Below are 13195 nucleotides of genomic sequence, written 5' to 3'. Positions count from 1 at the left end.
GGGTCAAGCGCCGGCCCGTGAGGGGGCCCGCGTTTGGGGGGAACAGGGTTAGAAAATGTGGCGGTAGCCCACGGCCGCGCCGAACTGGTTGCTCTTGCCCGCGATTTCGCCGCTGGCGGCATCGCTGACCTTGTTCCAGTCGACGGTGCCGTACAGTTGCGAGCGCTTGGACAGCGAGTATTCGGCCACGGCGACCAGCGCATAGCGCTTGCCCTTGTCGCCTTCGACGACCACGTTCTCGCTGCGGTCGTAGTACGCGGCGCCCGTGATGGCCCAGCGCGGGGTGGCCTGCCAGGTCACGCCGGCGAAGTAGCCGTTGTCCTTGCGGTCCAGGCTGGCGGTAGTGGTGCCGCCCATGACGCCGTTGACCCAGCCCGTTTCATCGCGGCCGTTGAAGTAACCCGCGAAGACCTTGGCCGACTCGAACTGATAGGACGCGTTCAGGTTCCAGGCGCGCTGGCGCTCGTCGGAATCGGTGGCGGCATAGGTTTGCTGCCACGCGGCGCCCAGGCCAAGCTGGCCGATCGTGTAGCGCAGGCTGGCGCCGTACTGCTGGCCCGCCTTGCGGTCTTCCCAGTCGTCGCCGTTTGCCCAGGATGCCACCACGGCCAGGTTGCCGAACGTGTTGGCGTATTTGGTCATGTTGTTGGTGCGCACGCGCGACATGGCGGCGGGCAGCCAGGCGTTCTGTTCGTAGTTGCCGACGGTCAGCGGGTCGAAGTAGTCGGCCAGCAGGTCGAACATGGGGGTGTTCTGCAGACCCAGGGTCAGCGTGCCGATGCTGCCGCCGTCCAGGCCGACATAAGCCAGGCGGCTGAAGGCCTTGGACGTGTCCGATCCCCGGCCGTTCTGCAGATTGATGCCGTTTTCCAGGCGGAAGAAGGCGCGGTTGCCGTTGCCCAGGTCTTCGGAGCCGCGCAGGCCCCAGCGGCTGTTGGAGATGGCGCCGTTTTCCATGGAGATGCGGCTGCCGTCTTCGCCCACGGCGCCCGAGCTGGTGCTCAGGTAGCGGATGCTGACGTCGGCGATGCCGTACAGGGTGACGCTGGTTTCGGCGCTTGCCGCGCCGGCGGCCAGGCCAAGGCCGGCCGCAGCCAGCGATAAGGTGATGCGCTTCATGTTGGACTCCTCCAGGTGTAGCTGATTTGTGGTTGCGCCGCGCTTGTGGCTTGGCTTGCTGCGCCCGGCGGTTGGCCGGATGCCTGGCCGCTGCACCGACGCCAGGGTTGGCGCGGGTCCGGAGCAGAGGCCAGCTTGCAGAAATGCGCCGTGCCGTTGCCGGACACGAGCGACTGGGGATTCTAAGTAAGTTGGGGGATGGCGAATATCGAAAATATTCGGCGTTTTCCCGGGTTTACAGGCCGATAAACCCGCGCCGCCCCGTTGACGGGCGAACTGAAAAGAAAAAACCCCGTTCGCGGGAACGGGGTTTTTGTGGCGTCAGCGCGACGTTACAGCGTCATGTGCAGCGGCAGCCAGGTGGCGATGCCAGGCACCGCATAGAGCAGCAGCACGGCCGCGATCATCAGGAAGAACATCGGCAGCGATGCGCGCGCGATGTAGGGCAGTTCACGTCCGCTCATGCCGGACAGCACAAACAGGTTGAACCCCACCGGCGGCGTGATCTGTGCCATTTCCACCACGAACACGATGAAGATGCCGAACCAGATCAGGTCGATGCCCGCGGCCTGCACCGTCGGCAACAGCACGCCCATGGTCAGCACCACGATCGAGATGCCGTCCAGGAAGCAGCCCAGGATGATGAAGAACACCATCAACGCCATGATCAGGCCGAACTGCGACAGGCCCAATCCGCCGATCCATTCCGCCAGCGCGCGCGGCAGGCCGATATAGCCCATCGCCAGCGTGAGGAACTGCGCACCCGCCAGGATCAGGGCAATCATGCAGTACAGCCGGGTGGCGCCCAGCAGCGACTGCATGAACGTCGAGCCGTTCAGCGATCCCTGCAGCGCCGACAGGATCAACGCGCCCACCACGCCCACCGCCGCCGCTTCCGTGGCAGTGGCGATGCCGGTGTAGATGGAGCCCAGCACCGCGCCGATCAGGAGCAGCACCGGGATCAGATGGCGTGAGCGGGACAGCTTCTGCATGAAGGTCAGGCCGGGATCCGCCGCCGGCACTTCGCCGGGATTGCGGATGGCCCACCAGGCGATGTAGCCGCTGAACAGCAAGGCGAGCAGGATGCCCGGAATGATGCCGGCGATGAACAGCTTGGCGATCGACACATCGGCCGCCACCCCGTACACGATCATGATGATCGAGGGCGGAATGAGCAGGCCCAGCGTGCCCGCGCCGGACAGCGTGCCGAGGATCTTTTCCTCGGGGTAGCCGCGGCGCGTCAGCTCGGGGATGGTCATCTTGCCGACCGTGGCGCAGGTGGCCGCGGACGAGCCCGACACGGCGGCAAAGATCGCGCAACCGATCACGTTCGTGTGCAAGAGGCGGCCCGGCAGCCGGTTCAGCCAGGGCGCGAGCCCCTTGAACAGGTCTTCGGACAGCCGCGTGCGGAACAGGATCTCGCCCATCCACAGAAAGAGCGGCAGGGCGGTCAGCGTCCAGCTGGACGAGGCGCCCCAGATCGTGACGGCCATGGCGTCGCCGGCGGGACGGCTGGAGAAGATCTCCATACCGATCCACGCGGTGCCCGCCAGGGTCAGGCCGACCCAGACCCCGCAGCCAAGCAGGACGAAGATCGAAACGACCAATAAGGTAATGACGAGAAGTTCATTCATGGGTTTGCTGCGAAGTGGCGGCGGCGACGCCGCGCGAACGGCGGACCAGTTCATCGACCAGGGCGACGAAGAACAGGACGGTGCCGACGGCCATGGTCGTTTGCGGGATCCAGAGCGGCGTGGCGTCGTTCGACGTGGACACGTCGTTGAACAGCCAGGAGTCGTAGGTCAGTTTGATGCTGAAGAAGGCGAAAGCGGCAGCCAGCAGGCAGCCGACGGCCAACGCGAAAATGTCCAGACGGCGGCTGCCAGCGGGATTCAGCGAATTGAGCAGCAGCGTCACACGGATGTGTTCACCGTGCTTGAAGGTGCTGGCCAGCGCAAGGAAGCCCGCAGCGGCCATGAAATACCCGGCATAGGCGTCCGTGCCGGGTATGTTGAAGCTAAGCTGGCGGGCGATGATCGCCGCCAGCACCGAGACGAGCACACCTATCGTGCACAGGCCGGCCAGCAGGCCGGCCGCGCCGTACAGGCTATCTAGAAAACGGCGCATGGCGATATCACTGCTTCTTGTAGGCGTCGATCATGGCCTGGCCGTCCGCACCGGCCTTTTTGAGCCAGTCTTCAAGCATGCGCTTGCCGATCACGCTCAGGCCTTCCTTGAGCTCGACCGTGGGCTGGATGGTTTCCATGCCGTTCTTGGCAAGCTCGGCCTGGTACCACTTGTTCTTTTCCTGCGACAGCTTCCAGCCGCGTTCCTCGGCCTGCGCGCCGGCTTTCTTCAGCGCTTCCTGCGTGGCGGGATCCAGCGCGTCGAATGCCTTCTTGTTCACGATGATGGCGTTCTTGGGCAGCCAGGCCTGGGTGTCGTAGAACTTCTTGATGTACTCGTACGTCTTGGTGTCGTAGCCGGTGGACGCCGACGACATGTACGAGTCGATCACGCCGGTGGCGAGCGCCTGGGCCAGTTCGGCCTGCTGCACGGTCACGGGCTGCGCGCCGACCAGTTCGGCGATCTTGGCCGTGACGGGGCTGTAAGCGCGCCACTTCAGGCCCTTCATGTCGTTGATCTGCTTGATGTCCTTGTTGGCGAAGATGCCCTGGGGCGGCCATGCCACCGCATACAGCAGCGTCATGCCTTGCGAGGCCAGCTTCTTTTCCAGGAACGGCTTCTGGGCCTGATACAGCTTGAACGACGCGTCGTAGCCGGTGGCCAGGAAGGGCAGGCCGTCCAGTTCGTAGATCGGGTCTTCGTTGGCAAAGTTGGTCAGCAGGATTTCGCCGATCTGCGCCTGGTTGCCTTGCACCGCGCGCTTGATTTCAGGCGCCTTGTACAGCGAGGCATTGTTGTGCAGCGTGATCTTGAGCTTGCCTTGCGACAGCGAATCGACGTCCTTGATGAAGGTCGTCAGGTTCTCGACGTGGAAGTTGCTGGCCGGGTAGGCGCTGGGCAGATCCCACTTGGTCTGGGCCTGTGCGCCCGCGCTGAATGCCAGGACGATGCTGCCGGTCAACAGCGAGATTTTCTTGTACATGGTGGTCCTTCTTTGCGAATGATGAAGACGGGGCTGACCCGATAGGCATTGCGAAAAAAAGAAAGCGCGGCGCCGCGTCGCGCCGCCTGAATGCCGTGCCATTCTATGTTGCTGTGCGGTAACAAAGCGCGGGAAATCGCCGTATTACGGGTAATTCCTAGGGGGAGTTGTTGTTCATTGGTTGAAGGTTCAATGACCCCGCGAAGTTTGCGTTGCGCGCTGATGGCAAGCCATCCGGCGCGCATTTTTTTCTTCTAAGATTGCGGAATCGCAGATGTGGTGAAGAGGGTCGCGTGAATTTCGTTTTTCGCCGTGATGAGTTGCTGGTCGAAACATCGTCCAGCGTGTTGCCGGATGCGGCGTTGTGTGAACGCATTGGCTTGGCGGCTGCGGCTCTGCAGCCGGTCTGGATGGAAACCGGGTCGCCGTATCGCACGGTCTGCGTCGACCCCGGTCTCGAAGCGCCCGAAGGCTACGCCTTCAAGAAGCTGCGCTCGCTCTTCGGCGTATTCGACGACGAAGGCATGGCGCTGGCCGGCCGCGCCTATCAGATCGCCGAATGGGCGCGCACCCACCGGTTCTGCGGCGCCTGCGGCACGCCCGCCGAACGCGTGGCGCACGAATTCTGCCTGCGCTGCCCGGCCTGCGGCCTGTCCGCGTATCCGCGCATCTCGCCGGCCATGATGGTCCTTATCCGCAAGGGCGACAGCATCCTGCTGGCGCGACATGCCAATGGGCCAGCGGCGCGCTACACAGCGCTGGCCGGCTTTGTGGAACCCGGCGAAAGCATCGAGCAGACGGTCCATCGGGAGGTCTTCGAAGAAGTCGGCCTCAAGGTCGGCAATCTGCAATATTTCGGCAGTCAGCCGTGGCCGTTCCCGCATTCGCTCATGGTCGCGTTCACCGCGGACTACGTGTCAGGCGACATCCGCATCCAGGAAGACGAGATCGCCGACGCCCGTTGGTTCGGCCCGGGCGACGAGATGCCCGACATCGCGGCCCGCATTTCCATCGCGGGCTGGCTGATCCGGGCCAATCTGCCCATGGGTTGGACCGCACCGTAAGGGGCCGCGGCGCCGCCCGCGGGGTAGGGTATTCCCTCGAAACGAGGGATTTTTTGCGGCGTTCGAGTATTTTTTATTGATGAAATGTAGATAAATTATTAGTATTTCGCTCAGTTAAACCTCGCCGTCCGCTCCTATGACCCCCACTTTGATTGCCTCGTCGGCGCATCTTGCCGGCGGCAGCGCGCCCGATCTTTCCGAGGTGGAGTTCGGCCTCATGATCGCCAGCCACGCATTCGACCGCTGGACGGTGCGGTGCATGGCGGCCGCAGGCCTGCCCGATCTGACGCCCACTGATGTGATGGTGTTTCACCACGTCTACCACCGCGAGCGGCCCAAGAAGCTGGCCGACATCTGCTTCACGCTCAACGTCGAAGACACCCACATCGTCAGCTATGCGCTAAAGAAATTGGACCGGCTGGGCGTGGTCCGTGGCGAACGCAGCAGCAAGGAAGTCTTCTACAGCGTCACGCCCGAGGGCGCGGCGATTCTCAAGCGCTACGGCGAAATCCGCGAGCAATGCCTGACCGCGGGCCTGGATGGCCCGGGCGGCGGCGGTCTGGAATTCAGCCGGCAACTGGCGCACACGCTGCGCGCGCTATCCGGCCTGTACGACCAGGCGGCCCGCGCCGCGACATCTCTCTGAACCCAACATGCGGGGCAACGCCCCGATCTGTCAGCAACCCGACCGTGGCCGAACGCGCTCCGGCGGCCTCTTGTTTTCAAGGACACCTATGAAGTGGCAATTCTGGATTGACCGTGGGGGCACCTTCACCGACATCGTGGCGCGCCGTCCCGATGGCACGACCACCACCGCAAAGATGCTGTCGGAAAACCCCGAGCAGTACCGCGACGCCGCAGTGGCCGGCATCCGCAAGCTGCTGGGCATCGCACCCGGCCAGCCGGTGCCCGCCGACCAGGTCGAGTGCGTGAAGATGGGCACCACGGTGGCCACCAACGCGCTGCTCGAGCGCAAGGGCGAACGCACCTTGCTCGTCACGACGCGCGGTTTCCGCGATGCGCTGCGCATCGCCTACCAGAACCGCCCGCGGCTTTTCGACCGCAACGTGCTGCTGCCCGAGATGCTGTACGAATCCGTGGTCGAGGCAGACGAGCGGGTCGCAGCGGACGGCGAGGTCATCCAGCCGCTGGACGAAGCCGCGCTGCGCCGCGACATGCAGGCCGCGTACGACGACGGCATCCGCGCGGTCGCCATCGTCTTCATGCACGCCTGGCACGCCACCGGCCACGAACAGCAGGCCGCGCGCATCGCCAACGAGATCGGCTTTACCCAGGTGTCTGTGTCGCACGAGGTCAGCCCGCTGATCAAGTTCGTCTCGCGCGGCGACACGACCGTGGTGGACGCCTACCTGTCGCCCATCCTGAAGCGCTACGTCGATCAGGTGGCCGGCGAACTGCCGGGCATCCGGCTCATGTTCATGCAGTCCAGCGGCGGCCTGACCGACGCGCACCGCTTCCGCGGCAAGGACGCGATTCTCTCGGGCCCGGCCGGCGGCATCGTCGGCATGGTGCGCACCAGTGAAATCGCCGGCTTCCCGAAGGTGATCGGCTTTGACATGGGCGGCACGTCCACCGACGTGTCGCATTACGCGGGCGAGTTCGAACGCGAATTCGAAACCCAGGTGGCCGGCGTGCGCATGCGCGCGCCGATGATGAGCATCCATACGGTCGCAGCCGGTGGCGGCTCGATCCTGCATTTCGACGGCGCGCGGCTGCGCGTCGGCCCGGATTCCGCGGGCGCCAATCCGGGACCGGCGTGCTATCGCCGCGGCGGTCCGCTGGCGGTGACGGACTGCAACGTCCTCCTGGGCAAGATCCAGCCCGATTTCTTCCCCAAGGTGTTCGGTCCCGATGCCAACGAGGCCCTGGACCGCGACGCCGTGGTCGAACGCTTTTCCGCGATGGCCGACGAAGTGCGCGCCGCCACGGGCCGCGAGATGTCGCCCGAGCAGCTTGCCGAAGGCTTTCTCGAGATCGCCGTGGGCAACATGGCAGAAGCCATCAAGCGCATCTCGGTGCAGCGCGGCCATGATGTCACCGAATACGCGCTGACCGTGTTCGGCGGCGCGGGCGGACAGCACGCCTGCCTGGTGGCCGACGCGCTGGGCATGACGACAGTGTTCGCGCACCCGCTGGGCGGCGTGCTGTCGGCCTATGGCATGGGGCTGGCGGATCAAACCGACATGCGCCAGAAGACGGTCGAGAAGGTGCTGGACGCGAGCCTGATGGGCGAGTTGAAGGACGAGCTGGATGTTCTGGCGGGCCAGGCGGTCGGCGAACTGCGCCGCCAGCACGTCGCCGAAGCCGACATCACGGTGCAGCGCCGCCTGCACCTGAAGTACCGCGGCACCGACACCGCGCTGGAAGTGGCGTACTCGGACCTGGATCAGGCGCGCCGCGACTTCGAAGCCGCGTACCGCCAGCGCTATTCATTCCTGATGCCCAACCGCGAACTCGTGGTCGAGACCATCTCGGTCGAGGCGACGGGCGGCGGTGAGCGCGTTGGCGAAGCGTCCACGTCGCGCACCCGCGAAGGCGCGCTGACAGCCCGCCGCGTGGTCAGCATGTACAGCGCCGGCGCCTGGCGCGACACGCCGCTTTACGTGCGTGAAGACATGGCCGGCGGCGATGTGGTTGCAGGCCCCGCGATCATTTCCGAGCCCAACCAGACCACGGTCGTCGAGCCGGGCTGGCAGGCCGAACTGACGGCGCAGGATCACTTCGTGATCCGCCGCGTGGAAGCGCGCCGCGAGCAGCGCAAGGTCGGCACGCAGGCGGATCCCGTCATGCTCGAGGTCTTCAACAACCTCTTCATGTCGATCGCCGAACAGATGGGCTACCGCCTGCAGAACACGGCGTACTCGGTCAACATCAAGGAACGCCTGGACTTCTCTTGCGCCATCTTCGACGCGCAGGCCCGCCTGATCGCCAATGCGCCGCACATGCCGGTGCACCTGGGTTCCATGGGCGAGTCCGTGCGCACGGTCATGAACGCCAATGCCGGCAAGATGAGGCCCGGCGACGCGTACGTCGTGAACGATCCGTACCACGGCGGCACGCACTTGCCTGACGTCACGGTCATCACGCCAGTGTTCGACAAGGCGGGGCGCGAGATCCTGTTCTACGTGGGATCGCGTGGCCACCACGCCGACATCGGCGGCACCACGCCCGGCTCGATGCCGCCGGATTCCAAGACGGTCGAAGACGAAGGCGTGCTGTTCACGAACTTCCAGCTCGTCAAGGACGGCGAGTTCCGCGAAGCGGCCGCGCGCGGGATTCTTGGATCGGGCCGCTGGCCGGCGCGCAACCCGGATCAGAACATCGCCGACATGCACGCGCAGATCGCCGCCAACGAAAAAGGCGTGCAGGAACTCTTGCGCATGTGCGATCACTTCGGCCTGGATGTCGTGCGCGCCTACATGGGCCACGTGCAGGACAACGCCGAAGAGGCCGTGCGTCGCGTGATCTCGGTGCTGAAGGACGGCAGCTACGAATACCCGCTGGACAACGGCGCGGTGATTCGCGTGGCCGTGCGGGTGGACACCGAAGCGCGCAGCGCGGTGGTCGACTTTACGGGCACCTCGGCGCAGCTGGACAACAACTTCAACGCGCCGGGCGCGATCGCCGTGGCCGCCGTGCTGTATGTGTTCCGCACGATGGTCAACGACGACATCCCGCTGAACGACGGCTGCCTGGTGCCGCTGTCCATCATCGTGCCGGAAGGCTCGATGCTGCGTCCGAACCCGCCGGCTTCGGTGGTCGCGGGCAACGTGGAAACGTCCATGTGCATCGTCAACGCGCTGTATGGCGCGCTGGGCGTGCTGGCCGCCAGCCAGGGCACCATGAACAACTTCACGTTCGGCAACGCGCGCCATCAGTACTACGAGACCATCTCGGGCGGCACGGGTGCGGGTCCGGTGCGCATCGACGCGGCGGGTCCCCACGACGAAGGGTTTGCGGGTACGTCGGTCGTTCAGGCGCACATGACCAACTCGCGCCTGACCGATCCGGAAGTGCTGGAGTTCCGCTTCCCCGTCCGTCTGGAGTCCTACGAGATTCGCAAGGGCTCGGGCGGCAAGGGCCGGTATCCCGGCGGCGACGGCGGCATACGCCGCATTCGTTTCCTGGAAGACATGACTGCGGCCATCCTGTCGAACAACCGGCGGTACGCGCCGTTCGGTCTGGCGGGCGGCGAGCCGGGCGCCATGGGCCGCAACACGATTGAACGCGTGGACGGCACCATCGAGGAGCTCGGTCCGCAGGACAGCGCGCAACTGCGTCCGGGCGATGTCTTCGTGGTGGAAACGCCCGGAGGCGGCGGTTACGGCGCGCAGTGATGCACGCCAGGATGTCCGGTCCCGATCACTCGGGATCGGACATCACGTCCAGCGCGATATCGGCGCGTGCCTTACGGTCGTAGACGCGCAGGACGACCACCTCATCGGTTATTTCGAACATCGCCGTCGCCAAGGTGTTCTCGTCGTCGGGATCGTCCTTGGCGGTCCGCAGGATCGGCAGCTTGCCCTCAGTATCGAGCAGGGCAGCCAGCATGTCGGCGCTGCCCGATTCCGGTAGCCATCCATCCACCAGGCCTTCGATCCGGTTCTGCCGCGCCCGCGACGAATCGGTGACGATCTGCGCCTGGCCGCGGGTGGCCGCGTGCACCATGTGGTTGGCGTGGCCGTAGCGCCGGCCGATCTGCTGAATGGACACCGAACCCGGCGTGACCTCGGCGCTGAGCAGGCGCGGGTCCGACGCCGCGCCCAGCGTGTGATGAAAACCGCCGGCGTGGGGCAGGTCGTGCAGCAGCGCCACCGCCTCGTCCAGCGTCGTGCAGTCCAGGACCGCGCGCGCTGCGAACATGCGGGGCACGCCCGCATGGCGCTGCCGGGTACGCAGGTTGTTGATGGTTTGCACCAGGCCCACGCGATTGGCGGCGAAGGTGTGGCCGGGCAGGGAACCCGGGTAATAGAAGCTGAGATAACCCGGCGCGTCGTCCAGCGCCACGTCCACCAGATGGCAGCGGCCATACAGATAGGGGTCGCCGTCCTCGTTGTGACCGATCCAGCGCGTGCCGTCGGCGGTGCGCAGGGCGGCCGACGTGCAGCCATCCGTGGTGCTGTGCAGCAGATCGCCTCGGCAATGCCATAGCAGCACGTCCTTGAGCGGCATGCGCAGGCCTTCGGCCAAACCTTCGAATTCATCCCAGATCTCGGGCAGGGCGGCCTGCGTCTGCTGCGCCAGCTCGTCGACGAAAGGATGACCGCGCCACGGCCGCAGGGCTTCCCAGGTGCCGCTCTGTTCCAGATAGGACCCCATGATGGGACGGGCCAGCTTGCCCAGCGCCACGCCGACCTGGCGGCGGTTTCCAGCGATGCGTATGTATTTGCAGGCCATCGAAAACCTCCGGATGTCTCGCGGATTGTACGGGGTCTGCCGTTCCGCCGGGCTCCATCCGATGCGTTAAGATCGTCGATAAGTTGCGCCGGCGAACCCGGCGCGGCCCAGGAATCATGCCCTTACAACAAGCCCGGGGTGCCTGGCGCTCCCCAAGAGGAGAGTTTCATGATCAAACGTAAAGTCGCCGCCGCTATGGTGGGCCTGTCCCTGACCCTGTTCGGCGCCGCGTCGGCCGCTCAGGCCCAGGGCAGGGAATTGGTGGTGGCCACCGATACCGCTTTCGTGCCGTTCGAATTCAAGCAGGGCAACACGTACGTCGGCTTCGACGTCGATCTGTGGGCGGCCATCGCTAAGGAACTCAACCTCAAGTACAAGCTGCAACCGATGGACTTCGCCGGCATCATTCCCGGCCTGCAGACCAAGAACATCGACGCCGCGCTGGCGGGCATCACGATCCGCGACGACCGCAAGAAGGTCATCGACTTCTCGGATCCCTACTACGAAAGCGGCCTGGCTATCCTGGTGGGCGAAAAGAACACCGACATCAAGGACGCCAAGTCCCTGGCCGGCAAGACCGTCGCCGTCAAGACGGGCACCGCGACCGTGGACTTCCTGAAGGCCCAGGTGCCGGACGCCAAGCTCAAGCTGTTCCCCAACATCGACAACGCGTACCTTGAACTGGCCACCGGCCGGGTCGACGCCGCCGTCCACGACACGCCGAACGTCCAGTATTACGCCAATACGGCCGGCAAGGGCCGCGTGAAGGTGGTCGGCTCGGTCAAGAGCGGCGACTTCTACGGCATTGCCTTCCCGAAGGGCAGCGAACTGGTCCCCGAGGTCAACAAGGCGCTCGCCAACTTGAAGGCCAGCGGCGAGTACGACGCGATCTACACCAAGTGGTTCGGCAAGAAGCCCTGACCGGCTCGGCAAGCGGCACTTTTCACGGACGCGCCGTGTAAGCCGCGGTGAAGGACCGGGTCCGGCGCGTTGCCGGATTCGGTGGTGGCAAGCGCCACCGCTCCCGACCGCGAGGCGCGTCCGCCATGATGCGGGCGCGCCGCTGCGCGCCATAGGGGGAAGATCGTGGAGTTTGACTGGGCTGTCATCGAGGAAGCGTTACCCAATCTGCTGACGGGTACGCTCATGACCATCAAGATCACGTTCTGGGGCCTGGCGGGCGGCTTTCTGCTCGGGGCGCTGTCGGGCGTGACGCGGGCCTACGGGAACGCGATCTTGTCGGGCATCGCGCAGGTCTATGTCGCGGTCATCCGCGGCACGCCGATCGTGGTGCAGGTCATGTTCATCTACTTTGCGCTGCCGCTGCTGGCAGACATCCGGGTCGACGCCGAATTCGCGGCGATCGCCACCCTCATCATCAACTCGGGGGCGTACATCTCGGAGATCGTGCGGGGGGCGCTGCTGTCGGTCCATAAGGGCCTGAAGGAAGCAGGGCAGGCGATGGGCCTGCCGTTTCACAAGATCCTGCTGCACATCATTGGTCCCGTTGCGTTCCGGCGCATGATTCCGCCACTGGGCAACCAGTGCATCATCAGCCTTAAGGACTCGTCGCTGTTCATCGTGATCGGCGTGGCGGAACTGACCCGTCAAGGGCAGGAAATCATGGCCAGCAATTTCCGGGCGGTCGAAATCTGGTCCGCCGTGGCGATCATCTATCTGATCCTCACGGGGCTGATGGCGTTGACCCTGCATCTGGTCGAAAAGAGGATGCGCATCATATGAGCATGGTTGAATTTCATAACGTCACCAAACGCTTTGGCGACTCGACGGTGCTGAACGGCATCTCGCTCAACATCGATGCTGGCGAGGTCGTGGTGGTGGTCGGGCCTTCAGGCTCGGGCAAGTCCACTTTCCTGCGTTGCATCAACGTGCTGGAGACGATCAACGACGGCGACCTGCTGGTCGATGGCCTCAGTGTGAAAGGCGACCCGGCCACCGTACGCGAGATCCGGCGCGAGGCGGGCATGGTGTTCCAGCAGTTCAATCTGTTCCCGCAGATGACGGCACTGGAAAACGTCATGTTCGGACCCGTCCACACCCGGGGCCAGAGCCGCGACGAGGCCCGTCAGCTTGCCCAGGGGTTGCTGGCAAAGGTGGGTCTGGCCGAACGCATGAATCACTACCCTTCGGAACTGTCCGGGGGGCAGCAGCAGCGTGTGGCAATTGCCCGCGCGCTGGCGATCATGCCCAAGCTGATGCTGTTCGACGAACCCACGTCCGCGCTGGATCCCGAACTGCGTCACGAAGTGCTGAAGGTCATGCGCGACCTGGCGGAGGAAGGGATGACGATGGTGGTCGTGACGCACGAGATGGAATTCGCGCGCAAGGTCGGCAGCCGGCTGATCTTCATCGATGCCGGCAAGATCGCTCATGATGGTCCGCCGGAGGAGCTGCTCAGCAATCCGCCCAGCCAGCGCTTGAAGGACTTCCTGCAGCACGTGACCTGACATGAAAAAGGCGTCCG

The 13195-nt window shown here is 64.8% G+C and carries 12 protein-coding genes; 6 read left to right on the top strand and 6 right to left on the bottom strand.

The features are described from left to right. Positions 1-48: 48 nt before the first annotated feature. From MHZ91_RS09415 to MHZ91_RS09395, 5 genes are all read right to left on the bottom strand, one after another. On the bottom strand, positions 49-1119 hold the full coding sequence (locus MHZ91_RS09415; RefSeq protein WP_218343708.1) for a porin: 1071 nt from the start codon (positions 1117-1119) through the stop codon (positions 49-51). Positions 1120-1451: 332 nt separating this feature from the next. Continuing rightward, positions 1452-2753, bottom strand: coding sequence for a TRAP transporter large permease (locus tag MHZ91_RS09410; protein ID WP_239213421.1), 1302 nt, complete (start codon positions 2751-2753; stop codon positions 1452-1454). Further along, positions 2746-3246, bottom strand: coding sequence for a TRAP transporter small permease (locus MHZ91_RS09405; protein WP_175121685.1), 501 nt, complete (start codon positions 3244-3246; stop codon positions 2746-2748). Before MHZ91_RS09405 ends, MHZ91_RS09410 begins: the two co-directional genes overlap by 8 nt. A 7-nt stretch (positions 3247-3253) precedes the next feature. Then, positions 3254-4228 (bottom strand): TRAP transporter substrate-binding protein, encoded by a 975-nt coding sequence (locus MHZ91_RS09400; RefSeq protein ID WP_175121684.1) that lies wholly within the window; start codon positions 4226-4228, stop codon positions 3254-3256. Further along, complete coding sequence (locus MHZ91_RS09395) at positions 4204-4473, bottom strand: hypothetical protein (protein ID WP_218343710.1); 270 nt, start codon at positions 4471-4473, stop codon at positions 4204-4206. Before MHZ91_RS09395 ends, MHZ91_RS09400 begins: the two co-directional genes overlap by 25 nt. A 48-nt stretch (positions 4474-4521) precedes the next feature. Here MHZ91_RS09395 and nudC point away from each other — a divergent pair, with 48 nt between their 5' ends. The 3 genes from nudC (at position 4522) to MHZ91_RS09380 (ending at position 9650) form a co-directional block, all read left to right on the top strand. Continuing rightward, positions 4522-5292 (top strand): NAD(+) diphosphatase, encoded by a 771-nt coding sequence (gene nudC, locus MHZ91_RS09390; protein ID WP_239213419.1) that lies wholly within the window; start codon positions 4522-4524, stop codon positions 5290-5292. A 136-nt stretch (positions 5293-5428) separates the two neighbouring features. Beyond that, positions 5429-5938, top strand: a complete 510-nt coding sequence (locus MHZ91_RS09385) for a winged helix DNA-binding protein (RefSeq protein ID WP_191578669.1) — start codon at positions 5429-5431, stop codon at positions 5936-5938. An 88-nt stretch (positions 5939-6026) separates the two neighbouring features. Next, positions 6027-9650, top strand: coding sequence for a hydantoinase B/oxoprolinase family protein (locus MHZ91_RS09380; RefSeq protein ID WP_239213417.1), 3624 nt, complete (start codon positions 6027-6029; stop codon positions 9648-9650). A gap of 25 nt (positions 9651-9675) precedes the next feature. Here MHZ91_RS09380 and MHZ91_RS09375 read toward each other — a convergent pair whose 3' ends face one another. Further along, on the bottom strand, positions 9676-10710 hold the full coding sequence (locus MHZ91_RS09375; protein WP_239213416.1) for a C45 family peptidase: 1035 nt from the start codon (positions 10708-10710) through the stop codon (positions 9676-9678). A gap of 168 nt (positions 10711-10878) precedes the next feature. Between MHZ91_RS09375 and glnH the strand changes: the two genes are divergently transcribed. From glnH to glnQ, 3 genes are all read left to right on the top strand, one after another. Next, on the top strand, positions 10879-11631 hold the full coding sequence (gene glnH, locus MHZ91_RS09370; RefSeq protein WP_175121679.1) for a glutamine ABC transporter substrate-binding protein GlnH: 753 nt from the start codon (positions 10879-10881) through the stop codon (positions 11629-11631). 165 nt (positions 11632-11796) lie between these two features. Continuing rightward, positions 11797-12453 (top strand): glutamine ABC transporter permease GlnP, encoded by a 657-nt coding sequence (gene glnP / locus MHZ91_RS09365; RefSeq protein ID WP_175121678.1) that lies wholly within the window; start codon positions 11797-11799, stop codon positions 12451-12453. After that, the gene (gene glnQ, locus MHZ91_RS09360; protein WP_175121677.1) at positions 12450-13178 is read left to right on the top strand and encodes a glutamine ABC transporter ATP-binding protein GlnQ; all 729 of its coding nucleotides are present in this window, start codon (positions 12450-12452) and stop codon (positions 13176-13178) included. Before glnP ends, glnQ begins: the two co-directional genes overlap by 4 nt. Positions 13179-13195: the final 17 nt, after the last annotated feature.

The organism is Achromobacter sp. ACRQX, assembly GCF_022346505.1.
Lineage (GTDB): Bacteria > Pseudomonadota > Gammaproteobacteria > Burkholderiales > Burkholderiaceae_B > Achromobacter > Achromobacter animicus.
Note: the sequence above shows the minus strand (reverse complement) of the source record. Positions and strands in the feature narration are given on the sequence as shown.

What these genes read in the sequence shown, in the direction of transcription:
- MHZ91_RS09415 (WP_218343708.1), bottom strand. Translation starts at nt 1,119, where the DNA reads ATGAAGCGCATCACCTTATCGCTGGCTGCGGCCGGCCTTGGCCTGGCC.
- MHZ91_RS09410 (WP_239213421.1), bottom strand. Translation starts at nt 2,753, where the DNA reads ATGAATGAACTTCTCGTCATTACCTTATTGGTCGTTTCGATCTTCGTC.
- MHZ91_RS09405 (WP_175121685.1), bottom strand. Translation starts at nt 3,246, where the DNA reads ATGCGCCGTTTTCTAGATAGCCTGTACGGCGCGGCCGGCCTGCTGGCC.
- MHZ91_RS09400 (WP_175121684.1), bottom strand. Translation starts at nt 4,228, where the DNA reads ATGTACAAGAAAATCTCGCTGTTGACCGGCAGCATCGTCCTGGCATTC.
- MHZ91_RS09395 (WP_218343710.1), bottom strand. Translation starts at nt 4,473, where the DNA reads ATGCGCGCCGGATGGCTTGCCATCAGCGCGCAACGCAAACTTCGCGGG.
- MHZ91_RS09385 (WP_191578669.1), top strand. Translation starts at nt 5,429, where the DNA reads ATGACCCCCACTTTGATTGCCTCGTCGGCGCATCTTGCCGGCGGCAGC.
- MHZ91_RS09380 (WP_239213417.1), top strand. Translation starts at nt 6,027, where the DNA reads ATGAAGTGGCAATTCTGGATTGACCGTGGGGGCACCTTCACCGACATC.
- MHZ91_RS09375 (WP_239213416.1), bottom strand. Translation starts at nt 10,710, where the DNA reads ATGGCCTGCAAATACATACGCATCGCTGGAAACCGCCGCCAGGTCGGC.
- glnH (WP_175121679.1), top strand. Translation starts at nt 10,879, where the DNA reads ATGATCAAACGTAAAGTCGCCGCCGCTATGGTGGGCCTGTCCCTGACC.
- glnQ (WP_175121677.1), top strand. Translation starts at nt 12,450, where the DNA reads ATGAGCATGGTTGAATTTCATAACGTCACCAAACGCTTTGGCGACTCG.